Origin of the sequence: Planktothrix pseudagardhii (genome assembly GCF_904830925.1) — a bacterium.
GTDB classification, from domain to species: domain Bacteria; phylum Cyanobacteriota; class Cyanobacteriia; order Cyanobacteriales; family Microcoleaceae; genus Planktothrix; species Planktothrix tepida.
The window spans coordinates 600,050-626,322 of sequence record NZ_LR882967.1 but is presented as its reverse complement, the minus strand read 5'-3'; the positions used below and the strand labels follow the sequence as shown (position 1 = coordinate 626,322).

Sequence of the window (26,273 nt, the reverse complement as noted above, 5' to 3'; positions counted from 1 at the left end):
CGAAAATCATGAACTGAACCAGAATGCTGACACTATCAGGATTTGGCACAACTACTTTACTGTATAGCAGTCCCACCAGTTTAGTGTATCGGGGCTATTGGGTTGACCATGAACAGCCGGTTGTGCTGAAAGTCTTGCGGGAACAGGGACATAATCCCAAACAGTTAGCTCGGTTTCAGCGAGAATATGAACTGATTCAGTCTTTAAATCTGCCCGGTGTGGTGAAAGTTTACGGCTTAGAACACCATCACCCTCACCCGATCATGATTTTAGAAGATTTTGGGGGAGAATCTCTGACGAAATTGGGATCGGCGGGTCAGTTGAATTTAATTGAATTTTTGCAATTAGCGATCGCCATTACTAAAAGTTTAGGTCAAATTCATGGATTTAATATTATTCATAAAGATATTAACCCTAGTAATATTATCTTAAATCCTCAGACGGGAATTGTTAAACTGATTGATTTCGGCATTGCGAGTGTTTTATCTCAAGAAAACCTTACCTTTATTTCTCCCAATACCTTAGAAGGAACCTTAGCTTATCTCTCCCCTGAACAAACGGGACGCATGAATCGTCCAATTGATTATCGCAGTGATTTTTATGCTTTAGGGGTAACGTTATATGAATTACTCACGGGTCGATTACCGTTTCAAAGTGATGACCCTTTAGAATTAGTCCATAGTCATATAGCTAAAACTCCGATTTCTCCCCGTCACTATACAGCCTTTAGCTTACCTGACATCCTATCCGGTATTATTTTAAAATTAATGGCTAAAAATGCCGAAGATCGATATCAATCTGCTTATGGAATTAAAAGTGATTTAGAACAATGTTTAGAACAAATTAAAACCCAGGGTGATATTGAACCTTTTCTATTAGGAAGCCAAGATTTATCCGATAAATTACAAATTCCAGAAAAATTATATGGTCGAGAACACCACCTACAAACCTTGTTAAAAGCGTTTGAACGGGTGAGTCAAGGAAACCGAGAATTAATTTGGGTTTCGGGCTATTCTGGTGTGGGAAAATCGGCCTTAGTTCGAGAAATTCATAAACCGGTAACGGCTAAACGAGGCATTTTTATTTCAGGAAAATTTGATCAATATAAACGAAATATTCCCTATTTTGCCATTGCTCAAGCCTTAAATGAGTTTTGCCATCAAATTTTAACAGAACGGAAAGAAATATTAGAGCAATGGAAACAAAAAATTTTGGCTTTTGTAGAAAATAAAGGACATCTTTTAATTGATGTAATTCCCCACTTAGAAAGAGTCATTGGCAAAACATCTGTCCCTAAATCTCTGGATTTACAAGCCACTCCGAATTGTTTTTTATGGACTTTTAAAAAATTAATTCAAGCGTTAATTCAACCTCAACATCCGTTAGTGATTTTTTTAGATGATTTGCAATGGGCAGATTGGGCATCTTTAAACTTGATTAAAACCTTAATTCAAGATGAAACAATTCAATATTTAATGATTATTGGAGCCTATCGCCATCACGAATTAAATCTCAATCCCCCCTTAAAATCAATCCTAGAAGTGATTAAAGAAAGCCAAGATAAAGGGTTTAAAATTATTCTCAATAATTTAAGCTTATCAGATGTTAATCATTTAATTGCTGAAGGATTAAATTGTTCTCTGGAAATCAGTCAATCCTTAGCAAATTTAGTTTATCAAAAAACTCAAGGAAATCCTTTTTTTACTAAAGAATTTTTGAAATCCCTTTATACAGAAGGATTATTGCAATTTCAATACCCAACTCAATTATCGTGGATACAAGGCAACCACAAAGGCAACTGGACATGGAATCTGGAACAAATTCAGGCTAAAAATATTACGAATTATTGTAATAATCCTCCTAAAAACTTACAGAAACCTGATAATATTAATTCATCCAATTCCTTAGATATTGCCAGTATTTTTAAAGCCTCTCAAGCCCTTTCCCGCGAAATTTCTATTGAGCATTTACTCACCAAAATCATGAAAATTGTATTAGAAAATGCGGGAGCCGAGCGAGGATATTTAATTTTAGAATCTGATGAACACTGGTTTATTCAAGCATCGGTAACAACTGTTCCTGATCAAGTTCAAGTTCTACAAAAGATTCCGATTGAATGGATAAATCCCCACACGAATACCCCGGAAGTTTGCAACGCTATTGTTAATTATGTAATTCATACCCAAGAGAGTTTAGTGATTCATGATGCTACGGAAGAAAATAAATTTACCAGTGATGATTATATTCTTCTCTATCAACCTAAATCTATTTTATGTGTTCCCCTCTTGAACCAAGGAAAACTGATGGGAATTTTATATTTAGAGAATAATTTAATGGCTGGAGCTTTTACGTCAGAACGGTTAGAAATTTTAAATTTACTGTCTTCTCAAGCCGCAATTTCCATTGAAAATGCTCGTCTTTATCAAACCTTAGAAGAAAAAGTGACCGAACGAACCCAAGCCTTACAACAAGAGATATTAGAACGTAAACGCATTGAACAAGCACTACGGGAAAGTCAAGAACGATTTGAGTTAGCCATGCGAGGTGCTAATGATGGCTTATGGGATTGGAATATTATTACAGGTGAAGCTTATTATTCCCCTCGATATCAAGAAATGTTAGGATACACCGAAGAAGAATTTAGTTCCAAAATTGATGAATTTATTTATAGAATTCATCCAGAAGATCGAGATTCCGTTCTTAACCAAGTTTATAAATATATTTATCGGAAATATTCTCATTATGAAATTATTTTGAGAATGCGACACAAACAAGGTCATTACATTTGGATTTTAAGTCGAGGAATTGGTTTACCTGAACGTCCTCATAAAATGACTCGAATTGTGGGAATTAATATTGATATTACGGAACGAAAAAAAGTTGAAGAAGCCTTGAAAGAAGCCAAAGAAGATGCGGAAGCCGCGAGTCATGCTAAAAGTGAATTTTTAGCCAATATGAGTCATGAATTACGAACCCCCTTAAATGGAATTTTAGGATATACCCAAATTTTAAAACGTTCAACAACCTTATCTGAAAAAGAACAAGCGGGAATTCAAATTATTCATCAATGTGGAACCCATCTTCTGACCTTGATTAATGATATCTTAGATTTATCAAAAATTGAAGCAGGAAAACTAGATATCTCAGTTCAACCGATCAATTTAGAAACTTTTTTAAAAGACGTTATAGAAATCTGCGCGATTAAAGCTAAACAAAAAGGTTTAACGTTTATCTATATGCCTTTATCTCAACTTCCAACCGTTGTGGAAGTTGATGAAAAACGCTTAAGACAAATTTTAATTAATCTTTTAGGAAATGCCGTTAAATTTACGGACTCTGGAAAGCTAACTTTTAGTTTAAAAGTCATTGATAAAGAAAAATTAACTACTTCTTTATGCACTCATCATCCTATTGATACAACCCTTAAATTTCAAATTGAAGATACCGGAATTGGCATGAATCCTGAACAATTAGAGCGGATTTTTTTACCCTTTGAACAGGTGGCAGAGATGTCCTATCGTGCCGAGGGAACTGGATTAGGGTTAGCGATTACTCAACGATTAATTAAACACTTAGGAGGAGATTTATTTGTAGAAAGTAACCCTGGAAAAGGGAGTAAGTTTTGGTTTGAATTAACTCTTCCGGCTTCAACCCAATGGCAACCGATACCTGACGGTAATTCCTTATCTTCTATTGTAGGATTTAGAGGAAAAAAATTCAAGATTTTAGTCGTGGATGATAAACCTGAAAATCGCTTAGTGTTAGTCGATTTATTGCAACCTTTAGGGTTTGAAGTGTTAGAAGCAAGTAATGGTCAAGAAGGGTTAGAGCAACTGGAAATTACCCAAGCTAATTTAGTGATTGCTGATTTATTAATGCCGATTATGGATGGTTTTGAAATGACTCGCCGCATTCGTTCTTTACCCAAATTCAATAATATTCCTGTGATTGCAACTTCCGCATCTGTTTATGAATGGGATCGACAGCAAAGCCATGATGCGGGATGCAATGATTTTCTTCCTAAACCCTTACAAGTTGAGGATTTACTACATAAACTTAAAACTTGGTTAAAGTTAGAATGGGAATATGATCGCCCCCAAGAAACTTGGCTTCCACCCCTTTCAGAAAATCCGCTTACTTTAGTCATTCCCAGTCCTGAAATTTTAGATAATTTAGTTAAATTAGCCAAGCGAGGGAGAGTTTTAGAATTGGAAGAGGAAGTGATGAAACTCAAAGCTTTTGATCCGCGTTGGAGTTTATTTGCAGATCGGATTAAGTCCATGACTCAAGAATTTCAATTAACACAAATTAAGGAGTTTCTAAATCAATGCACAATCAACTCATTTTAATTGTTGATGATAATCCCACCAATTTAAAAATTCTGTCACAAACTTTAACCAGTGCCGGCTTTCAATTGGCGATCGCAACCAATGGAGAAGAAGCTTTAGAGGAGGTCATGGAAGAATTACCAGAACTGATTTTACTCGATGTAAAAATGCCTAAAATTGATGGATTTGAAACCTGTCGTCGTCTGAAAGCTAACCCAAAAGCTCAGGATATTCCGATTATTTTTATGACGGCATTATCAGAAACGATTGATAAAGTTAAGGGTCTTTCTTTAGGGGCTGTAGATTATATTACCAAACCCTTTGATGAACAAGATGTTTTAGCAAGAGTTCGAGTTCATTTACGGTTAAGAGCCGCCCAAAAACAAATTATTGCTCAAGAAAAATTAGCGTCTTTAGGAACAATTACCGCAGGGGTTGCCCATGAACTTCGTAATCCTTTAAATTTTGTGATTAATTATGCTCAATCTTCTATTGATAGCTTAAATGAATTATTCGTAAATATCCAGGAAAATCCTCAGCTAGAACCCCAGAAAATTATCAATCAATTGCAAGAGGTAATCCAGGATTCTCAGGCGGTTTATGAACATGGAGAACGGGCTAGTCAAATTATTGAAAGTATGATGCAGTTGGCTCGTTCTGAACCGGGAGAATATCAATGTATTAATCTCAATGATCTTTTACCTCAAGCCCTTAAATTAGCTTACCATAGTTTTAGAGCTAAACATCTACAGTTTTTAATGACAATTCATACACAATTTGATTCTAATTTAGAACCCATAGAAGCAATTGCCTCGGATTTACATCGGGCTTTTATTAATATAATTGATAATAGCTGTTACGCCCTTTATTTAAAATTCTTAGAAGAGCAGCATGGAAATACTAATTTTAGCCCTACTTTATCCTTAACGACAAAGAATCAAGAATCTTATATTGAAATTAAAATTCATGATAATGGAATTGGGATTCAACCTGACACGATTGCTAATGTTTTTACCCCTTTTTTTACAACCAAACCCCCCGGACAAGGCATGGGGCTAGGCTTATCTTTAACCCATGATATTATTGTTTTACAGCATGGAGGAAGCATTCAACTTGATACAAAATGGAAACAATATACTGAGTTTACTTTAACTTTACCTAAAATTCAGCAGGAGAATTAATCGCATCGGATTTTGTGTCACGAATAATATCTCATCTAATTCTATTGAACCGGAGGTGATTAAAATAAAAAAATGATGAGGGTCATAAACTACTGTTCCCTGTTCCCTGTTCCCTGTTCCCTGTTCCCTGTTCCCTGTTCCCTGTTCCCTACACGCTATATTATTATGCCTCAAACCCCAGCTTGTATTTTAGTAATTGATGATGAACCGGAGTTACAACGGTTGATAGAAAGACGATTAAAACATCAAATTGAAATTGGAGAATTCCAGTTTTTGTTTACCACCAGTGGTATTGATGCTTTGGATATTTTGCGTTCAACTCCCCATATTTCTATGGTTTTAACCGACTTAAATATGCCGGGGATGGATGGATGGGCATTGCTCGAACAAATCCCTAAAATTGATCCGCTCCTTAAAGCAGTTGTTGTCTCAGCTTATGGCGATATTCAAAATATTAGAACGGCCATGAATCGAGGAGCTTTTGATTTTTTAACCAAACCCATTAACTTTCAAGATTTAATTTTAACCATCCGCAAAACGATTGATATTGTCACTAAAAGTCGCCTGCAAAAAGAACAACTAGAAGCTGCTGTTGAGAATTTACAATATTTGGCTCTTTATGATAAACTTACGGGGCTGCCGAATCAAAATCATGTTTTAGAATGTATTCGAGCCGCTATTGATCAACGGTTAGATTTTGCTGTCTTTTATCTAGCCTTAGATCGATTTAAAGTAATTCGATATGGTTATGGAAAGACTTTAGCTGAAGAGTTTTTAATTCAAGCAGTTGAACGGATAAAATCTTGTCTTCACACTACTGATGTATTAGCTCGAATTTGGAAAGATGAATTTGTTTTGTTTTTACCCGGTATTCAATCAGAAAATATTGCCTTAGAAAGAGCAAATCAAATTCATAAAGCTTTGAAATTATCCCTGCGAGGACACCGAATTATTGCATCAGGAAATACCAGCATTGGGATTGCATTATCAAGTTTTCCCTGTGAACAAGCAGAAGATTTTTTAAGGGTAGCAGATACAGCGATGCACTATGCTAGAATGCAGAATCAAAAAAATTGTACCGTTTTTTTTAATCCTGAAATGCAGATGGCAGTTTTAAATCGATTGCAGTTAGAATCGGATTTAGAATTAGGGTTAGAAAATCAGGAATTTCGGGTTTATTATCAACCGATTTACAGCTTAGACAATCAACATTTAGCAGGGTTTGAAGCCTTAGTTCGTTGGCAACATCCGAGTCGAGGCTTAATTCCGCCCTCAGAATTTATTCCTTTGACAGAAGAAACTGGACTGATTATTCCCTTGGGAGAATGGGTACTTCGAGAGGCTTGTCGCCAATTTAGTCGCTGGTACAAAGAATTTCCTGAACAATTTCCTTTAATACTCAGTGTTAATTTATCCGGTTTACAAATCTTGAATTCGGATTTTACTAGCTTAATTGATAATATTATTCAATCTAATCCCTTGGAAGGATTCACGTTAAAACTAGAAATTACGGAAAGCATTTTAATGGAAAATCCTGAAATTGTAACCCAATACATGAGTCAATTCCAATCCCGAAAAATTCGATTAGCAATTGATGACTTTGGAACAGGTTACTCTTGTTTATCTTACTTGCAATCTCTTCCTTTAGATACATTAAAAATTGATCGTTCTTTTATCTCAAACCTTAACTTAAATCCCAAAAGCTTAGATATTATAAAAACCTTAATTACCTTGGCTCATAGTTTAAATTTGGATGTGATTGCAGAAGGAGTAGAAACAGAACAACAAATTGCTATTTTAAAGGATTTAGGCTGTGAATATGCACAAGGGTATTATTTTTCACCGCCTGTTGATGCCAACTGTATTTTTCGGCTTTTCCAGAAAAAAAAAGTTTATTAAACTCGATTTAACCTTTTGTTAACTTCTCAATTTTTAAAATCATTTTATGGCTAAACAAGGCTTATTTGTGGGATTAATCACCCTTGATTTCATTTATTCGGTTAACACTTATCCCCATAAAAATCAAAAAATTGTGGCTTCAAATTATAGCGTTGTTGCTGGTGGGCCAGCAACCAATGCTGCTGTTACTTTTAACAGTTTGGGGAACCCATCTACCTTACTGGGAGTATTAGGTAGCCATCCTTTAACACAACTGATTCGAGCCGATTTACAATACTATAATGTTAATCTGGTAGACTTAGATCCCACTCGTTTAGAAGCACCTCCCGTCTCATCAATTATTGTGACTCCTGAAACAGGTGATCGGATGGTTGTTTCCATTAATGCGACAAAATCCCAAGTTTCCAACTTCTCAAATTTACCTCAATTTTTAGATAATATTGATATTATTTTAATCGATGGTCATCAAATTCCGATGAGTCAAATTATCATTCAGCAAGCCAAAACCCAGAAAATACCTATTATTTTAGATGGAGGCAGTTGGAAACCGGGATTAGAAACAATTTTACCCCATATCACCTATGCCATTTGTTCTAATGCTTTTTATCCTCCTAACTGCCAAACTTCCGAAGATGTTTTTAATTATCTCAAAGCCTTAAATATTCCTTATATTGCAATTACTCAAGGAGAAAAACCCATTGAATATGCTACCCTTAAAGAAGGAAGTGGGAAAATCTCGGTTCCCACCATTCAAGCTATTGATACTTTAGGTGCAGGCGATATTTTTCATGGTGCTTTTTGCCATTTTATTCTATCCCAAAACTTTACCACCGCCTTAGCTGAATCCGCCAAAATTGCCGCCCAATCTTGTCAACATTTTGGAACTCGTCAATGGATTCAATTCTGGGAAAACTAACCGGGTTGATTGCAGTTTTTTAATTTCCTATGACTCTGATGATTGTTTTTCTCTTCAATTCGGCTAACAAAACTGAGAATTATAGACAATTTGCAACCCTTGGGATATAATTATAGTATGCTCTTGTGTTTTTTGATTTTATTTTATTAAAATATCCTATTTTTAACGATAAAAGGTTGCCACTCTATGACCGATATTCAACCCTTAAAAATTACCCTTCCCCCTTTACAAATCACCTTAAACGATGGCCAGAAAGTCAGTTTACAATGGCTTCCTCAACCTCCCATTCATGAACCCCAACAACCGTCTCAACCGCCTGAAATAGTTCACCCTCCTCAACTTCCTGATGGTTGGAAAAAATGGGTAGCCGCCAATAAATTAATTAATCAATCCGATGAGGCTTTAATTGAATGTATGGTTAAAAATGGGATTGATGTTAAGCTTGCCATTGAAGAAGTTACAGGCATCACCAATCAACCTTATTTTCAAGCCGGACAAGAAATTCTGCAAAAGTTAGAAAAACTAGAATCTCTTTTACAAATTCAAAATCAACTCGCTGCTTTATCTTCCCATTCTAACACTATTCCTCGAATTCCCTTTTTATCAAAAGATGAATTTTTAGACCAATATTATTCACAAAATAAACCTGTTATTTTAACGGGTCTGATGAACAATTGGGCAGCTTTGCACCGATGGACACCTGAATATTTAAAAGAAAAGTATGGTAATGTTAGCATTCAAGTTCAAGGAAATCGCAACGCTGATCCCAATTATGAAATTAATTTAGAACAACATCGGAAAACGATGTTATTTCAAGATTATATTGATTGGGTTGTTCATGCGGGAGAAACCAATGATTACTATATGGTGGCGAATAACCATACCTTAAACCGTGAAGAAATGCAGGGTCTCTTTGAAGATATGGAAATTTTTCCTGAATATTTAAACCCTGATATTAAAGCCGGAAGAACATTTTTTTGGTTTGGTTCAGCCGGAACTGTAACTCCTTTACATCATGATCCTATTAATATCTTTTTAGCTCAAGTTTCGGGGCGAAAACTAATTAAAATGATTCCCCCTCAACAAACCCCATTTCTTTATAATACCATTGGGGTTTTTAGTCCCATTGATCCGGCTAATCCTGATTATAGCCGTTATCCTTTATATCGAAACGTTCGTTCCATTGATGTGATTCTACACCCCGGAGAAGTGATTTTTCTTCCGGTGGGATGGTGGCATTATGTCAAAGCTTTAGAGATCAGTATTTCAGTATCTTTTATTAATTTTATATTTCCGAATGATTATGATTGGAAAAATCCTTCCTTTGGTCACTATTAAACAAAGGGTGTGCCAACCTATTATAGGACTCACACCCCAATAATTTTAATTTAAGCTATAAACATCCTTGGCTTGACCCATAGCAAATTTGAGAGAAAGGTGAACCGTTTTATTAGAAAATCCTGCAAAGGTGATGACCGCTATTAAAGCTAAAATTGCATCCAAAGCAAAAATACTCGAATAACCTAATTGTTCAGCAAGGCTTCCAAAAATAGGCCCAGCCAGGGCAATTCCGACATCAAAACCCGTTAAACAAAGGGAGAAAAATTGACCTCGTTCTTCTGGAAGACACCGATCTGTAATTAAGGTAATCATCATGGGAATAACGATCCCTGCTCCCATGCCTTCTAACAATGCAGCTAATAAAATAATGTTACTACCTGTTGTTTTAGATAAGAGTAACATTGCCAAAAAATAACAGATTAAACCCCCTGTAATAAATATACCTCGACCATAGCGATCAGAAGCTCGACCTGTAGGAACCCGCACTAAAAAACTAGCGATCGCGGCGGTACTATAAAATAAACCTGAATTAAAACTTAACCCAGATTCTTTCACGGATAAGGGTAAAAATGTCACTAAAGTTCCAAAGATTAAACCCACCATTAACATCACAAATGCGGGAATTCGTAGACGGGGACTCCACAACATTTTGCAGTACCATAATCCTTTTTCTAGGAACGAAGTAGAAGATGAAGTTAGTGTCGGTTGATTTCGTTGGGGTTCAAAGACTTGAGAAATTCCTAGAAATGCTAAAAACGCAAACCCCGCACTAGATAAAAAGATGGGGTCATAGCCAAAAGCGGTTTGCAAAAATCCCCCCAATGCTGGGCCAATTGCCATTCCAATTGGGGCGACTAAACTCATATATCCGATGACTTCTCCCCGTTTATCCACAGGGGCAATATCAGCTACTAAAGCACTATAACCGAGGGTAAATGCCGCTACACTGATGCCATGAAATGCCCGCAAAAACAGCATCAATAAAATTGATTGTGTCCATAAATATCCTAGAGGCGCGATCATCGCCACTATCGTTCCAATGAGTAGGACTAATTTACGACTTTTGCGATCTGCTAAGGGGCCAAACCAAAATCGAGAGGGTAATAAACCCAAGGCAAAAGCGCCCATAACCCAGCCAATTTGTTGTTTTGTTCCACCCAAAAATTCAACGTATAAAGGGAGTGTTGGTAACAGTGCGGTTAGACTTGTCCAAAAACATAAACCGGCGATAAATAGTATCAGTAAACTCTGTTGGCTCTTGGAATCAAAACTACGAAAAGCGTTCAAAATACCTATTCCTTAATAGTGTGCAATATCCACTTAAACCCAACAAGAGTTAGGCGCGTGTTTTTCACTGAATTCTTAACTCATTTCTATTGTGTAACAATTTGTTAATTTTTGCCCTGCTCCTCAAGGGAGTTCAGATTAATATTGGCAATTTGTTGATAAAACCATAGGGCTGCCATGCCGTTATCTACTTGAGTTAATTGTTCTAAAGTTTGTTCTAAAAGGAGAATTGGCAAACCCGAAAGAGCTACAGAATATTCAATTTCTTCATATTTTCCGTTTTCTCCTAACCGAAAAGCAATCACCTGTTTCCCTTTAACATTTGTGACCCAATATTCAGGAATTCCTAATGCGGCATACAGTTGTTTTTTCTCATCTAAATCAGTGGCTAAGGTGGTATCAGAAACTTCTCCCACTAAATCAGGAACTCGCCAACGATTTAAGTCAATACGACGGGGTTCTCCAGCTTGCCAACGAGGTGCATTTTCACCAATATATAAAACATGATCGGGGGCAGATGCGCGAGTGTTCGCTTTTTCGAGTTGACAGCGACCGAGTGAACTAAAACTAGCAACGGGAAATCGAGCAAACCAAAAGGCAAATAGCATGGTTAATAAATCGCTAATACTAGCATGATTAATTCCTTCTGAACCCATTTCACTCCATAAATATCCATCTTGATAAAATACTTTAACTCGTTCTAAAGTAGGATGATCTCGATAGGCTAAATAATCATCCCAAGTTGCAGTTTGCCATTGATGAATTTCAGAATTGTATGAAGGAAGTGTTAATGAGGATAGAGTCATAATAGCAACAACCGATGTCAAAAATTAAGAATCCTAAGCAGGTTCTGAAGATTAAGGGGAATTAGAATAATTTTGTTGTAACTATAGCATATTTTTTTGATTTTAGGGGAGTCTTTCTCAGGATAGACGTAAAAACTTGAGAAAACTTGCAATATTCAGACTATGGGAAAATTAAATTGGGGTTAATCCATGTTATTAAAAGATAAAGTTGCTGTCATTAGTGGGGCGGGTTCAGGAATTGGTCAAGCAACAGCATTGTTATTGGCAAAAGAAGGGGCAAAAGTAGCAACCCTAGATCGCACACCTGCCAAAAGTCAACAAACCGTTGATCAAATTAAACAAGCAGGTGGAGAAGCGATGATGATGGTTGCAGATATTTCCCATTGGGAACAAGTGCAACCATCAATGGATAAAATTGCTGAAAGTTGGGGCAAAATTGATATTGTTTTTGCTAATGCGGGGATTAATGGGGTTTGGGCTCCTTTAGATGAACTTTCACCGGAAGAATGGAAAACAACCATTTCGATTAATTTAGATGGAACCTTTTATACTTTAAAATATGCCTTACCTTATTTAAAAAAACAAGGTGGGAGTGTGGTAATTACCTCTTCTGTTAACGGAACTCGAATGTTTAGTAATAGTGGCGCGACCGCTTACGCTTCTACAAAAGCGGCTCAAGTTGCCTTTGCAAAAATGACAGCGTTAGAATTAGCAAAATATAAAATTAGAGTTAATGTCATTTGTCCGGGGGCAATTACAACAGAAATTGATCAAAATACTGAACGAGAAGACTTAGAAGAAGCTCAAGAACCTGTAGAATTTCCTGAAGGTGAAATTCCCTTAACCAATGGTCAACCGGGAACCTCTGAACAAGTTGCACAACTGGTTTTATTTTTAGTCTCTGATGCCTCTAGTCATATTACCGGAACTGAAGTTTGGATTGATGGCGGACAATCTTTATTACAAGGATAAAGTTTTTTAGGATAGAATTAATTAAGTGCTATATTGTTAATCCCTACGGTCTTAGATTATGCCTCAATACTTTGGCCAATTACACACCCTCGATCCCAATTGGTCACAAATTGAATCTGTTAAAACAGTAGAAGTAAGCGATCGCTCTATACTATTTAAATGTGGGAATGTTTGTGTTAAAATTAGTATATTAGCTGATAATTTAATTCGAGTTCGTTATGCCCCATCCGGTGACTTTCTGCCCCGTCGTTCTTGGGCTGTTACGGTGGATGATTCAGACTGGCAACCTATTGAATTTAAAACTCAAGACATCGAACAAACGACAGAAATTGTTACTGAAAAAATTAAAATTATTATTCAGCATCATCCATTCCGTATTCAATGTTATGATAATAATAATAACCCTTTTGCAATTGATGCCGAATTAGGTTTTGCATGGCGACAAGGGTTAATGGCAGTTTGGAAAAAGATTGAAGCAGAAGAGCATTTTTATGGCTTTGGAGAACGCACTGGATTTTTAGATAAAATTGGAGAAGTCAAAACCAATTGGACAGTTGATTCTTTAGATTATGATGCCTTAACCGATGCCATGTATCAAGCCATTCCGATGTTTATGGCATTACGTCCTGAGTTAAGTTATGGCATTTTTTTGAATAGTACCTATTGGAGTCGCTTTGATATTGGAGTTGAACAACCCGGAGTTTGGCGCATGGAAACCCAAGCTTCAGAACTCGATTATTATATTATTTATGGCCCTAAACCTGAACAAATTTTAAATACCTATACCCAACTCACCGGACGAATGCCCTTACCTCCCCGTTGGGCTTTAGGCTATCATCAATGTCGGTGGAGTTATGAATCAGAAATTGTTGTTGAACAACTTGCAAAAGAATTTAGAAACCGCAAAATTCCCTGTGATGTCATTCATTTAGATAAGCTGTTAAGCATCTAAATAGGGTATAATGAAAAACCAAGTTTAGAAAAATCAATCAAAAGATGCCTGCTAAAAATCATTTAAATGAAAAGCAAGTAGAGAAACTACAGAAAAGATTGAAAGAGGAAGAAAATGGACAAATCCGAGAAAGAATCTTGATTTTATTATTGCTAAATGATGGTAAAAAGCAAAGTGAAATTGCCAAGTTTTTGGGCTGCTCATTAAACAAAGTATGTTATTGGTGTGTACATGGAGACCCTGACAAATTAGAAAGCCTAAAAGATGAAAGAATGAAAGGAAATTATAGAAAAGCCACAGACAAATATATAGAGATATTATTAGAAACAGTAGAAAAAGAACCGGAAGAATTAGGATATGAATTTGGGAGATGGACAGGAGAAAGATTGGCAACTTATTTAGAACAAATCACAGGAATCAAATTAAGTAGTTCACAAGTGAGAAAGATATTAAAGGAAAAAAAGTATGTTTATTTGTGGGCAAAGTATAGCTTAGAAGAGAAAAGAGATCCAGAAAAAAGAAAATTATTTAAAGATAAAATAGAAGAATATTTGAAAATAGCAAAAGAAAGTCCAGAACAATTACAGGTATGGTTTTGGGATGAAAGTGGATTTAATTTAAGAGTGATAAAAAGAAAGAATTGGTGTAAAAAAGGGAAGAGGAAACAGATTAGAGGAGACAGGAGGAAAGGAAGAGTTAATGTGATGGGAGGATTGAGGTACTCGGATAAAAAAAGATTTGTAGAATTTCTGGATAAAGGAAATGCAGATAATTTTTATCAAGTGTTAAAAAGTTTTTATCAAGAGCTAATTTATGAATGGGTATTAGCGGGAAATCAAGCAGAAGAATTTGTAGAAAAAGGAGCTAAGATCCTGATTATTCTTGACAATGCAAGTTTTCACAAAAAAGAAGAGTACCTAGAAAAAATTAAAGCAGAAATGCCGAATGTCTATTTAGAATTTCTTCCAGCATATAGTCCAGATTATAATTTAATTGAATTAGTCTGGCATTCAGCTAAAGAATATATAGCTCATCGACTCTTTAAATCAGTTGATGAGCTAGAGTGTTTATTACATCAGCTTTTAAATGAAGGACAGTTATCTATTAAATGGGGACGTAAACTTAAAAACAAAGGTAATGCTATAATCACAGTTTAAATACACAACAGCTTATTGATTATATGCGAGGATATCGAGTGTTTACTTGGAGTGATTATCGCTTTCCTCATCCTCAAAACTTAATTCAACATTTAAGCCATAACGGGTTTAAAACCATCACCATTATTGACCCCGGTGTTAAATATGAACCCGAAGGACATTATACTATTTTTGATCAAGGATTAGAACAAGATTATTTTGTTAGAAAACCCAATGGTCAATTGTTTCATGGTTATGTTTGGCCGGATAAAGCGGTATTTCCTGATTTTTTAAATCCCCAAGTCCAAAAATGGTGGGGAGAATGCCATCAAACGTTAACAGATATGGGAATTGCAGGCATTTGGAACGATATGAATGAACCCGCCTTAGATGACCGTCCTTTTGGTGATAAAGGAACTAAAATTACCTTTCCATTAGATTGTTTACAAGGGCCATTAGAAGAACAAGCAACCCACGCCGAAACCCATAATTTATACGGGTTAATGATGGCTAAATCCTGTGCAGAAGCACTGGTAAAATTGCGACCGCAGGAACGATCTTTTGTATTAACACGGTCAGGTTTTGCGGGAATTCAACGCTGGTCATCGGTGTGGATGGGGGATAACCATTCGATTTGGGAACATTTAGAAACTTCTCTTCCCATGTTATGCAATATGGGGTTATCGGGAGTCGCTTTTGTGGGTTGTGATATTGGCGGTTTTGCGGGAAATGCAACAGCAGAATTATTCGCTCGATGGATGCAAATGGGCGTTTTATATCCCTTGATGCGAGGTCATTCTGCTTTATCAACCGCCCAACATGAACCTTGGGTATTTGGAGAAAAAGTTGAACAAATTTGTCGAGAATATTTAGAATTACGCTATCGTCTTTTACCGTATCTTTATACCTTATTTTGGGAAGCCACCCAAACGGGAGCGCCGATTCTCCGTCCCCTATTTTATCACTATCCAAATGATAGCAAAACCTATACCTTATCCGATCAAGTTTTACTCGGTTCAGCAATTTTAGCAGCACCCATTTATCGCCCCGGTGTTGAATGTCGGGCGGTGTATTTACCTGAAGGTATTTGGTATGATTGGTGGACAGGAAAATCCTATTCTGGATCACAATATATTTTAGCAGAAGCACCCTTAGAACGGATGCCTTTATATGTGAAAGCGGGTTCAATTATTCCCTTACAACCCGTGATGCAATATGTCGATGAAAAACCGATTGATTGTTTAACCTTTAAGGTTTTTCCAGGGACAGGAGAGGGGATTTTATATGAAGATGATGGTCATTCTTTTGAGTATGTTCAGGGAATTTATGCAACAACGAAATATCGAATTTATCAAGAGAATCAAGAATTAATCATTGAAATCGAACCTCGTCAAGGACAATGGACTCCCCCTAACCGTGAGATTATCATTGATGTTGTGGGAGTCGGTGAACAGCGTTTTCAAGATCAGGGTCAGGGGAAACAATTACAGTTTAGTTTGCTCAAAAATTAGAATGATTATCCTTGGAGAGAGAATCATGCTTTGAGGATAAGTTCTATTGATAAAAATGGAAGTATTTTAGATTGAGGTTAACTTTTAACTAAGAACTCAAACTTATTCTCTCACTATCCCAACCCAGGAGAAAAATAACAAGTTTCACACGCGCTCGATTGACAGCATAGTTGACCAAATCTTCACTAATATTAAATTGTTTTGAAGCCATTTTCACAGACATTCCATTGACCTCAACAGCTTCAAAAATGGCAATATCTTGTTTCAACTGAAAATTTTCTTTTCGCTCAAAAAATAGAGGTTTGATTTCATGAATATTTTTTATAATTAATTCTTTTTGATGCTCAATGGTTGAATCAAAACCCTCCACATTTGCGCTCTCACGAATTTCAACCAGTTGCTTTTGGATTGCTTTAATCCGTTCAATCTTGATATGATTGGTGATTATTGGGCTTCTGAAGACTCGGGTATTCGCAATCACTTCCGGGTTGTCTGTATCAAGCTTCACAGTTTGCAGGATCTCCATTATCTCATCCAGAATTGCACCTTTTTGAGAAATTTCACGAATTAAAGCCTGTAATTGGATAGTTAGTACCTTTAACCGTTTGTAATCTGTTTTAGATAATGTGACAGCCATGCTTTAGTCTCTTATGATGTTTAAGTCCCTTTATAGATTGATGGGGATGAATCAGTCAATACCTGACACCGTAACTCAGTTGTTTCACTGGTTTTAGGGAGAGAATTTCTAGGCTATCACAAAGTTGTTCTATCTAGGGGAATTAAGCTGAAGCGTAAATAGAGCAATCCTTGTAGAGATTGTAAGAATTTAAAACTGATATGAAACAGCCAGAAGTTTTGCTATAGAGAATTGGTAAGAATATAAGATAAAATAGATTGACATAGAGATTTTATTAATTTACAATAAAAATAATCTATGGTGTTAATGCCAATAATTAGGGCTTTTGAGGGTGCTGTTCACCCTCAGAAGGCTTTTAGTCTTTTTGTTTAGTAAATTAGTCGGGTGCGTAAGCACAGCGCACGCACCAAAAATTTATTAATCAATCAAAGTTGGTACTTGTGGCCTCGCCTTATGCACCCTATGGGTTTTTTAAGGATGCGATCGCGTAGCCCCTACAATTCTAATAATCTTTATTTACCAATTATTTGTTTTTCATTTTCTAAATGAGCAGTTGTTATTAAATGATTCAATTCCTCTATCGCCATTAAAACCACACTTTCCCCTTCTGGACGATGAATAACAATAATATCTCGATTCGCCACAACTTGCTCACACAATTGAGTGATATTTTCCCTAGCATCTTCCCAAGAAATTTGATTAAATTTCATCAGATTTAGCTTTAGTTTTTCCTCTAATTTAGCCGGATCAGTAAAAACTTGATGAAAATGACTACTAAAATAAACTACTTCATAATCAGGTGATAATTCCTGATCTAACTGTTTCCATAAACTTAATCCTTCCCATTCAAAACGTTCTACTTCTTCCAGTGTAACTTCAGGAGAATCAGAAGGATCAGCCAAGTTTAATCGAGCTTCAAAAGCATCAGCCCAATGATACAAACGTTGAATAATTTCTTGACTTAAAGGTAAAGATTCTGGATCTAAATCCCCCACTTGATCAGCTTCATCCCACCATAAGGGGTAACATCCATAATCTGTCATTAGTCTAATTTTTATAGGCATATAATTGAACCTCTATAAAGATTATTTTAGTTTTGTTCTCGGATTTGCCCCTACAATATATCCATTATTGCCTATTGTAACTGCAATATATTTAATCTCACCCTTATAAATAAATTGATAAACTGGACGGGGGTTAACTGTGTCTCTACCTTGGAAACTAACAATGGTTCCTTTGGTAATTGCTCCCATAACAACATCAACAATTTCATCTGCATCAATTCCTATTCTAGCAAATTGATCAGCTTTCGCTAAAATATGCTGTAAACCTCGGTTTTCATTTCCCATTTCTAAGAATACAATTTGATCATCTGCACATTTAGCGATTCTTACAATCTTTTCAGGATTATGCTTGATTCTTCTGGCTTGAAGTTCTGCAATTAAGGTAGATCTTTCAGTTTCATAGTCTGGCGTTTGAGTCAAGGGCTTACCTACTATAATGTTAAAATTATAGAACAATATTATAACTAATAAAAATTGCACCTTTATTTAAATTGTAACAAAAAAAGGTGGGCATAGCCCACCCTACAGAATAGAAAATTAAGCTCCAACGGCTTCTTTTGCCGCATACATCACTTCTAAAGAAATTTCATTTAAACCGCGTTCACGGGCAAATTTTTCGGTATTGCGTTTAACTTTACCCCGAACAAACCCCGGAACTTTATTCAGTTCGGCTTGAGCTTCTTTCGTCCAATTCAAATCAGAATCCGCCGAAATTCCTTTGGTAATCACTTCTTTTGTATCGTGTCCGCCGAAGATTTCTAATAGGTGATCTTCCATCCCCAACGTAAAGGAATTATAGATTAAATCGGTAATTTGATTCGTACCTTCATAGCCTAAAAAGGGTTTATAACCGATGGGGAAATTTTGAATATGAATGGGGGAGGCAATAACACCGCAGGGAATATCTAAACGTTTCCCAACATGGCGTTCCATTTGGGTTCCAAAAATAGCAGAAGGTTCAATGCGGGCAATCATATCTCCAATTTGAGCGTTATCATCACTGATGAGAACTTCATCGCAATATTCACTCACTTGTTCCTTAAACCAATCTGTATCATATTTGCAATAAGTTCCCGCACAAACAACATGAATTCCCATCTCCCGCGCGAGAATTTTTGTCATCGCCGCAGCGTGGGTATTATCCCCAAAAACAACAGCTTTTTTTCCGGTTAAATTCTGACAGTCAATGGAACGAGAAAACCAAGCAGCTTGGGAAACATACAGGGTTTGATTATCAATATATTCGCTATAATCAACATTAGCCCCTTGAGCATTAATCACTTGTTGAATTTTGCGAATACAACGGGCTGTTTCTACCACACCCATCGGCGTAATATCCACAAAAGGAGTACCGAATTCCGCTTGTAAATATCCGGCTGCCATTAACCCTAATTCTCGATAAGGAACTAAATTAAACCAAGCACGAGGTAGGTTTTTTAAGTTATGAACCGATGCTCCTTCGGGAATCACTTCATTAACTTCAATGCCTAAATCTGCCATTAACCGTTTTAATTCGGTGCAGTCATGTTGGTTATGGAAACCCAGGGTAGACATTCCAATAATATTAACAGAAGGTTTTTCAGTTTTGCCTTCGGGTAATTCACCTTTTTTCTTAGCTTTTTCAATATAAAATTGAACGATTTGTTGTAACGTCCGGTCAGCCGCTTGTAGTTCATTCACGCGATAATGATTAACATCCGCTAACATAACATCGCCTTTGGCATCCAGTTGAGCGCGTTCGACAAAATTTTGTAAATCTTCTTGTAAAATACTGGACGTACAAGTGGGAGTTAAGACAATTAAATCGGGATGTTCTTCTTGATCTTTTCTAACAATATTATCAACAACTTTTTCTTGAGATCCCCGTGCTAAAACGTTACGATCTACAACACTAGCTGTCACCGGGGTATAGTCCCGTTCCCGTTCTAACATAGACCGCATCACGTTGAAGTAATCATCCCCTAAAGGGGCGTGCATGATGGCGTGAACATTTTTGAAAGAACTGGCGATGCGAAGGGTTCCAATATGGGCAGGGCCAGCATACATCCAATAAGCCAATTTCATAGTGTCTTTCTCCGTTGATGGGTGATTAGGATAGCCTTGTTTATGTTCTCAGAAATTGTGCCAATCGCTAGTCGTATTTATACTTAGCGATCGCAATTTAATTTCTATTTTAGGATTTATTTTGACACTAAAACAATAATAATGTTGTTTAATTGCAATGATTCTTAAATTTTGAGCAACATTTTGTTAAATTGAATAGAAATGTTAAGTTCAATTTTAAAAACTTGACATAAAATCAAAAGTGTGTTTTCTAATTAATTTTTATTAGGGAAAAAATGCGAACCTCAGAAGATTGGGAATGGTTGGCTGCGAGTTCTGAATATTTAGCTGCGATCGCTGTTCAAGACTTATTACAGGAGAAAAAATGGATGGAAGCAACAGAAGGGTTAGCGGTTTTAATTGAATCTAGCTGATATTCAAGAAGAAGTTCCCAGTTTAAACCTAAATTTTATTAATTCTATTTGGGAACAATGTTTTAAACGAGCCATTAAAGATGCTGAGGGTGAAATGGGTAAAAAATGCTCGTTAATCTCTTTATCTTGGCAAGAAGTATTTGAAGAAGAATATCGTTTATTGAATGACAATTAAAATCAATGAGTAGGGTGCGTAAGGCAAAGCCGCACGCACCAATTTAACAAAAATTAAACAAAAAATGTTGAATTTTCAGGTATAATTAATGGTGTGTGCATTGCGCTTACACACCCTACGGTTAGAGGACGGCGATACATTCAATTTCTACTAATACATCTTTGGGAAGACGGGACACTTCAACGGTAGCCCTAGCGGGGGCTGTTTCGGTTTTAAAATATTTGGAATAGATTTCATTAACTTGAGTAAAATCGTTCATATCTTTTAAGAAGATTGTGGTTTTAACGACGTTTTCCCAAGTCGCACCTGCTTCGGTTAATACCGCCTCTAAATTTGACATTACTCGTTCGGTTTGTTTGATGATTTCATCGGGATAAACAATTTGGTTAATGCGGGGGTCGATGGCAATTTGTCCTGATAAATAGATCGTGTTATTGACCATTACCGCTTGATTATAAGGGCCGACGGGTTTAGGGGCTTTTTCAGTTTTAATGATTTTACGAGTCATGGCTTTTTCTGTGTCGGATAATGTTTTTGCTGTGTCGGATAAATTAGAAGGGTTATTTTCTAATTTATTACGTTCTCCATTAGGCATTATTGTACCTGTGAAGTCAGCATTTTGAAGATTAGCCCCATAGATATTAGCACCCGTTAAGTCAGCTTTGATTAATTTAGAACCCTCTAAATTTGCGTCAATAAGGTTGGCTTGAATTAAATTAGCTCTTATTAAGTTTGAGTTTTGAAGTAATGCGTGACTTAAGTTACATTCTTTAAAAGTAGAAGATTCTAAATTAATATTGCTTAAATTTTCCCTTGAAAGATCGGCATTACTCCAATTAGCAAATTGTAAGTTAGAGCCTGTAAAAATTATACGATAAGGCTTAGTCTGTGTCCAAGATGTATGACTAAGATCAGCATCTGTAAAATCTGTATTGGTTAATGTAGTATTGTCTAAGTTGGCTCCAATTAAGCAAGCTCTTAAAAAAGAAGCTTTATTTAAAATTGACGAACTTAAATTACTATAACTTAAATTTGAATCATTCAAGCAAGCTTTATTTAATATTGTATTTTGTAAACAAGCCTCTTGTAAATTTGTTCCCTGTAAGTTTGCACTTGTTAAATCTGAACTTTCAAAATTAATGTCTCTTAAATCAGCACCCTGAAGATCAATTCCTTTGAGTTGTTTGTTTCTAAAATCACGTTCACCTGCTGCATATCTTTCTAACAGTTCTTTAGCATCCATAATTCACCTCTTGGTTATCATTATTAGTGTATCATTAATATGAACTCCTCAATATCCTCGTTCCCAGCATCTTGCTTGGAATGCCAAACACAGGCTCTGCCTCTGCTATTATATTGATGATAGTTGATGATAGTTCTGGGGTGGCAGAGCCATCGGAATTGCATTTCTAGGTAGAACCTAGAAACAAGTAAACGAGTATAATTATTGCTAGATTTCTGTTAAATTTAATATAAATTCGGGTAAGATATCTTCACCGGATAAACTTAAAGGTTGTGCTAAAATTTCTATATCCTGAGAGGAATTAAACACTTGACCCAGTTTAGTTTGACAGTTCCATAACCATAATTGTCCTTCAATATCAATATTTTTTTTGCCTATAATTCCTCCGGTTGGGGGCATAACAATTAATTCTCCGGTAGCAGTACGTTCTAATTTTAAATCGCGGTTTGCGATCGCAATTTCCATAAATTGTTCAGGGGTAACAATTAATTGAACCGTTGAAGGGATATTAACAGATAATAGAGAAGATGATAATCCCCTAGTTTTATCCTTTAACTTAAAGTTTATATTCAAGAATCAATGATCGCTATAATGATAACGACCTTGTAAAAACTCTATTCTATCTTCACTTACTAAGTAAACAATCCGATCTTTATCTGTAAGACGGCGTGACCAGACATTAGCATCTTGATATTTTAAGCGTTCTGGTTTTCCTGTCCCATCAAAAGGGATACGTCCAATTTCTTCAACTAATGATAATAGACGTAAGGCAATTTTTCGATCAGTTTTTACCCAATAAGCTATATCTTCAAGAAACTGAGAATCAAAAACCAGATCTCGTTTAATTCTACCTTTAGCTGGAAAAGTATTGGCTAAGGATTCTTGAGATTTTTCATTTTCAGGCTGAGGCTTTTTCTTCTTCGCCAAGTCCGAACTCCTGACGTAATTTTTCAACAGTTTGAGGTTGATTAACTCCAGCTTTTGCACGCCCTAACGCAGCTAAAAGACGGGTTGCATTCTCATGGGATTGAAACAAATAAACTGTTTCTATTAGACTTTCTAGTTCAGCCGTTGCAATCACAGAGACACTTTCCGAACCTTCTCGATGAATTGTAATTCCTTGACGATTCAGAATAGCTTGATTATAGAGAGTTTCAAAATCCTGACACGCTTCAGCATAATCGATTTCAATCATAGGAAAAAACCACGCAATTAATATTCCTATTATAAACCCCCCTAAAATACAAAAGGGGGGTAGGCGAGAAATTCAGAAGTTAAAATTACTTCCGTTTAGTAATGATAGGAGATGTTGTCAGATTAGCAACGGTTTTGGTTTTCACCAATGCGTTTTTAAACATCGGAGTATGGGTAATCGCATCGCTTGATAAGGTAAATAACGGATTCGATAAAATACCTGATAACGAAGTCGCGACCAAAGTTAACACTAAACCCACTTGTAGAGGACGCATTCCGGGTAAATTCCATTGCATAGCCGGATAATTTTTCACCGCATCGGACATTTCTTGGGGCTCTTTCACCACCATCATTTTCACAACGCGAATGTAATAATAAATCGAGACTACACTGGTGACTAACCCTAACAAAACTAAGGCGTATAAACCCGCTTGCCAACCTGCCCAAAACAGATAAATTTTGCCAAAAAATCCAGCTAAGGGAGGAATACCACCCAAGGATAATAGACAAATACTTAAACACAGGGTTAATAGGGGATCTTTTTGATATAACCCACTATATTCACTAATTTGATCCGTTCCCGTTCTCAGAGAGAAGAGAATCACACAAATGAAGCCCCCTAAGTTCATAAACAGATAAATCAACAGGTAAAATACCATGCTGGAATATCCCGCTTCTGTTCCAGCAATTAACCCAATCATCACAAACCCAGCTTGGGCAATAGATGAATAAGCTAACATCCGTTTCATGCTGGTTTGAGCGAGCGCCACGACGTTTCCTAAGATCATACTCAGGAGGGCTAAAGCGGTGAACACAAAGCGCCATTCATCGGCGACGGACGGAAAAGCGTTAATCAGTAAGCGAATAGCCAGGGCAAACCCGGCGGTTTTGGAACCCACGGATAAAAAGGCCACAACGGGGGTCGGTGAACCTTCGTAAACGTCCGGTGTCCATTGGTGGAAGGGAACAGCCGAAATTTTAAAGGAAATTCCAGCAATGACGAACACTAAAGCGATGACAACGCCTAAAGATTCACCGCTAGAAGTTGCTAAAACGTTGGCAATTTCCGTTAAATTGGTTTTGCCTCCCGACAGTCCATATAATAGGGATAAACCATAGAGAAATACGGCGGAACTGGCAGCCCCAATTAACAGATATTTCAATGCGGCTTCGTTAGAACGGGGGTCACGTTTGGTATATCCCGTTAATAAATAAGAGGAGATACTCAGGGTTTCCAACGAAACAAAAATGGTGACTAATTCATTCGCCCCGGACAGGAACATCGCCCCTAAAGTTGCAGTTAATAGAATGGCGATAAATTCTGCTAAGGCGGTTCCCGTTTGTTCAACGTAGCGAATGGACATTAAAATCGTGACGGCTGAAGACAGGGCAATAATTCCCCGAAAGACGATACTGAGATCATCCCCATTGAAACTGCCTAAAAAGGCGATGGTATTGGTTGTATCCCATTGAGTGTACAACACCCCAACCGAAAGCAGTAAACCTGCGATCGCCGCATAAGGCGTCCATTGGGAAGATTGAACGCGCCCAACAATCAAATCACCGACTAACACCACCAAGAGGGTTATGATCACAATCCCCTCTGGCCAAATAATCCCAGCGTTTAACTGCGCTGCAAGAGTCGAAAAATCCATAGCCTAACCTAAATGGATAGTATCGTTTACAACGAATTGGTTCTTGAGATATCCTCTCAACGCCCAATTCCCAATCCTTTGAACATTTCTTAACATAACTTCTTTCTTACCATGTATTTGTTTCAATTGCTGATAGGCATTAATTTGGATTAAAGTTTCCAGTTCCTCCAGAATTCCTCAAATCGAATCTCAGCAAGTTTCCGAGAACAGCGTTGGTTGCGTCTGGGAGTCCATGATCCCTCTTTTTACACGCATTAAGAGGAACTTAAACGCCAAGCAATTAAAGGTTCAACTTTACCTTTAACAAAAATTGGATCACAAGGTTCAACCTTGAGTTTCCGATTTAAAGCTTGATACAGGGTATCCGAAAGAGTAATTTCTCCAGCCGGAGTAATGCCTTCTAAACGTTTACCCGTATTCACCACATCTCCAATAACGGTGTAAGTTCTGACTTCCTTTCCGCCAAATAATCCCTCAATCACTTCCCCACAATGAACGCTACAACCTGCTCCCAAACCATAGGAATTCAAGCTATTTTTAGCGGCTTTTTGCATAGCTTGAGCCGCTTGAATGCCTTGTTGGGGGGTAGCATAAATCGCCATAATTTCATCCCCAGCTAGGGTCATTTTTAAGGGATGATATCGTGCAACTTCTGGTTCTACCATTTGATAATAATGGTTTAAAACCTGGGCAGCAATATCCGGTTGTTTTTCTTCACACCATTGAGTAAAGCCCCGAATATCCATAAATAAAATTGTGCGATCGCATTGTTGAAAGGCTAAGGCTTCAGGATTATTTAACGCTGTTGTAACCATATAACTTCCCATCCCCCACTCTGCCATATTTCCTAATAATCTAGCTGTTTGTTGAAGCTGATATCGTTGTTGGGATAGTTGAAAGGCTTGTAACCCTAAAAGTAGCCCAATTAAAATCATACTTAAAGTCAAAAATAAATGAGTTTTGCTTTGCAGAAAATTCAGAAATGTTTGCCAATATAATTGATCAGAATCCACAGAAATCTCAACAACAATATAAAAAGCAATAATCATTAAAGTTCGGGTAATACTTTCCAGAGGAAAGAATAACCAATCTGCTTTTAAATTGCTATGAAACCTTAATCCTTGAAGCGTAGCAATGAGGAAAGAAAAAATTAAGAATACAATATGAATAGGTTCTTTTAAAAACTCTAATCCATCATAAGGTAAATCCAGGACTGTGTACAAACTAACCCCGACTAAATTTCCCCAAAATCGATGGGTTTTTGGACGAGAGAGAACCCAGGCTTGTACTAACATGGCTACAATTAATAAATATTCTGTTGGGTCAGTTAAATACTCAATCCAACTTTTAGAAATAATATTAGAGAGACTTTTTAAAATTAAAAAATAACCACTATTACTCAAAAGCTCACCCCAGAAAGCACTTTGAGGATTTCCTGTAAATCGAGATTCTAAAAGGGATGTTAGGGAATTAGATGAGGTATACATGAATGCAGAATT

Annotated in this window: 23 protein-coding genes; 11 read left to right on the top strand and 12 right to left on the bottom strand. The window is 36.7% G+C overall.

The window, feature by feature from the left end; genetic code table 11:
• Window positions 1-23 precede the first annotated feature (23 nt).
• The 5 genes from NMK36_RS02650 to NMK36_RS02630 all read left to right on the top strand — a co-directional run bounded on the left by NMK36_RS02650 (window position 24) and on the right by NMK36_RS02630 (window position 9,662).
• A complete protein-coding gene (locus NMK36_RS02650) occupies window positions 24-4,349 on the top strand; it encodes an AAA family ATPase (protein ID WP_254172929.1) in 4,326 nt (1,441 codons plus the stop codon).
• Complete coding sequence (locus tag NMK36_RS02645; protein ID WP_254172928.1) at window positions 4,328-5,509, top strand: hybrid sensor histidine kinase/response regulator; 1,182 nt, start codon at window positions 4,328-4,330, stop codon at window positions 5,507-5,509. Before NMK36_RS02650 ends, NMK36_RS02645 begins: the two co-directional genes overlap by 22 nt.
• 165 nt (window positions 5,510-5,674) lie before the next feature.
• Window positions 5,675-7,408: a putative bifunctional diguanylate cyclase/phosphodiesterase gene (locus NMK36_RS02640; protein ID WP_072722664.1), complete on the top strand. Its 1,734-nt coding sequence runs from the start codon at window positions 5,675-5,677 to the stop codon at window positions 7,406-7,408.
• Window positions 7,409-7,454: 46 nt separating this feature from the next.
• Window positions 7,455-8,324, top strand: a complete 870-nt coding sequence (locus NMK36_RS02635) for a sugar kinase (protein ID WP_254172927.1) — start codon at window positions 7,455-7,457, stop codon at window positions 8,322-8,324.
• A gap of 186 nt (window positions 8,325-8,510) precedes the next feature.
• Entirely contained in the window at window positions 8,511-9,662 is a 1,152-nt protein-coding gene (locus NMK36_RS02630; protein ID WP_072722666.1) for a cupin-like domain-containing protein, read from the top strand.
• Window positions 9,663-9,707: 45 nt separating this feature from the next.
• Here the strand turns inward: NMK36_RS02630 and NMK36_RS02625 are convergent, their stop codons facing one another.
• Entirely contained in the window at window positions 9,708-10,952 is a 1,245-nt protein-coding gene (locus tag NMK36_RS02625) for an MFS transporter (RefSeq protein ID WP_254172926.1), read from the bottom strand.
• Window positions 10,953-11,056: 104 nt separating this feature from the next.
• The gene (locus NMK36_RS02620; RefSeq protein WP_072722668.1) at window positions 11,057-11,758 is read right to left on the bottom strand and encodes a Uma2 family endonuclease; all 702 of its coding nucleotides are present in this window, start codon (window positions 11,756-11,758) and stop codon (window positions 11,057-11,059) included.
• A gap of 189 nt (window positions 11,759-11,947) precedes the next feature.
• Here NMK36_RS02620 and NMK36_RS02615 point away from each other — a divergent pair, with 189 nt between their 5' ends.
• Genes NMK36_RS02615 through NMK36_RS02600 form a run of 4 tightly spaced genes read left to right on the top strand, consistent with a single transcriptional unit; the run spans window position 11,948 to window position 16,329 of the window.
• A complete protein-coding gene (locus NMK36_RS02615) occupies window positions 11,948-12,730 on the top strand; it encodes an SDR family oxidoreductase (protein WP_072722669.1) in 783 nt (260 codons plus the stop codon).
• Window positions 12,731-12,788: 58 nt separating this feature from the next.
• Window positions 12,789-13,682 (top strand): glycoside hydrolase family 31 protein, encoded by an 894-nt coding sequence (locus tag NMK36_RS02610; RefSeq protein ID WP_254172925.1) that lies wholly within the window; start codon window positions 12,789-12,791, stop codon window positions 13,680-13,682.
• A gap of 44 nt (window positions 13,683-13,726) precedes the next feature.
• Window positions 13,727-14,839 carry an IS630 family transposase gene (locus tag NMK36_RS02605; protein WP_254172743.1) on the top strand — a complete coding sequence of 371 codons (1,113 nt, stop codon included), beginning with the start codon at window positions 13,727-13,729 and terminating at the stop codon, window positions 14,837-14,839.
• A 23-nt stretch (window positions 14,840-14,862) separates the two neighbouring features.
• Window positions 14,863-16,329, top strand: coding sequence for a glycoside hydrolase family 31 protein (locus NMK36_RS02600; protein ID WP_367997163.1), 1,467 nt, complete (start codon window positions 14,863-14,865; stop codon window positions 16,327-16,329).
• Between the two features lie 88 nt (window positions 16,330-16,417).
• Here NMK36_RS02600 and NMK36_RS02595 read toward each other — a convergent pair whose 3' ends face one another.
• The 4 genes from NMK36_RS02595 to bchB form a co-directional block, all read right to left on the bottom strand.
• The gene (locus tag NMK36_RS02595; RefSeq protein WP_254172924.1) at window positions 16,418-16,966 is read right to left on the bottom strand and encodes a hypothetical protein; all 549 of its coding nucleotides are present in this window, start codon (window positions 16,964-16,966) and stop codon (window positions 16,418-16,420) included.
• Between the two features lie 512 nt (window positions 16,967-17,478).
• The gene (locus NMK36_RS28915; protein WP_367997162.1) at window positions 17,479-18,030 is read right to left on the bottom strand and encodes a type II toxin-antitoxin system Phd/YefM family antitoxin; all 552 of its coding nucleotides are present in this window, start codon (window positions 18,028-18,030) and stop codon (window positions 17,479-17,481) included.
• A 21-nt stretch (window positions 18,031-18,051) separates the two neighbouring features.
• The gene (locus NMK36_RS02585) at window positions 18,052-18,510 is read right to left on the bottom strand and encodes a hypothetical protein (RefSeq protein ID WP_254172923.1); all 459 of its coding nucleotides are present in this window, start codon (window positions 18,508-18,510) and stop codon (window positions 18,052-18,054) included.
• Window positions 18,511-18,567: 57 nt separating this feature from the next.
• Window positions 18,568-20,094 carry a ferredoxin:protochlorophyllide reductase (ATP-dependent) subunit B gene (gene bchB, locus NMK36_RS02580; protein ID WP_254172922.1) on the bottom strand — a complete coding sequence of 509 codons (1,527 nt, stop codon included), beginning with the start codon at window positions 20,092-20,094 and terminating at the stop codon, window positions 18,568-18,570.
• A 275-nt stretch (window positions 20,095-20,369) separates the two neighbouring features.
• Between bchB and NMK36_RS02575 the strand changes: the two genes are divergently transcribed.
• Together NMK36_RS02575 and NMK36_RS02570 are read left to right on the top strand one after the other, a co-directional pair.
• Window positions 20,370-20,507: a hypothetical protein gene (locus NMK36_RS02575; protein ID WP_242048842.1), complete on the top strand. Its 138-nt coding sequence runs from the start codon at window positions 20,370-20,372 to the stop codon at window positions 20,505-20,507.
• Entirely contained in the window at window positions 20,494-20,682 is a 189-nt protein-coding gene (locus tag NMK36_RS02570) for a hypothetical protein (RefSeq protein WP_254172921.1), read from the top strand. Before NMK36_RS02575 ends, NMK36_RS02570 begins: the two co-directional genes overlap by 14 nt.
• 121 nt (window positions 20,683-20,803) lie before the next feature.
• On the opposite strand, the gene NMK36_RS02565 is transcribed toward NMK36_RS02570, so the two are convergent.
• From NMK36_RS02565 to NMK36_RS02540, 6 genes are all read right to left on the bottom strand, one after another.
• Window positions 20,804-21,925, bottom strand: a complete 1,122-nt coding sequence (locus NMK36_RS02565; RefSeq protein WP_254172920.1) for a Rid family detoxifying hydrolase — start codon at window positions 21,923-21,925, stop codon at window positions 20,804-20,806.
• A gap of 207 nt (window positions 21,926-22,132) precedes the next feature.
• On the bottom strand, window positions 22,133-22,498 hold the full coding sequence (locus NMK36_RS02560) for a Uma2 family endonuclease (protein WP_254172919.1): 366 nt from the start codon (window positions 22,496-22,498) through the stop codon (window positions 22,133-22,135).
• A 3-nt stretch (window positions 22,499-22,501) separates the two neighbouring features.
• A complete protein-coding gene (locus NMK36_RS02555) occupies window positions 22,502-22,852 on the bottom strand; it encodes a Txe/YoeB family addiction module toxin (RefSeq protein WP_254172918.1) in 351 nt (116 codons plus the stop codon).
• Entirely contained in the window at window positions 22,824-23,120 is a 297-nt protein-coding gene (locus NMK36_RS02550) for a type II toxin-antitoxin system Phd/YefM family antitoxin (RefSeq protein WP_254172917.1), read from the bottom strand. The genes NMK36_RS02555 and NMK36_RS02550 overlap by 29 nt, the downstream gene beginning before the upstream one ends.
• An 85-nt stretch (window positions 23,121-23,205) precedes the next feature.
• Window positions 23,206-24,774 carry an NAD(P)H-quinone oxidoreductase subunit N gene (locus tag NMK36_RS02545; RefSeq protein ID WP_072722679.1) on the bottom strand — a complete coding sequence of 523 codons (1,569 nt, stop codon included), beginning with the start codon at window positions 24,772-24,774 and terminating at the stop codon, window positions 23,206-23,208.
• Between the two features lie 254 nt (window positions 24,775-25,028).
• Window positions 25,029-26,261 carry an adenylate/guanylate cyclase domain-containing protein gene (locus NMK36_RS02540; protein ID WP_072722680.1) on the bottom strand — a complete coding sequence of 411 codons (1,233 nt, stop codon included), beginning with the start codon at window positions 26,259-26,261 and terminating at the stop codon, window positions 25,029-25,031.
• Window positions 26,262-26,273 lie beyond the last annotated feature (12 nt).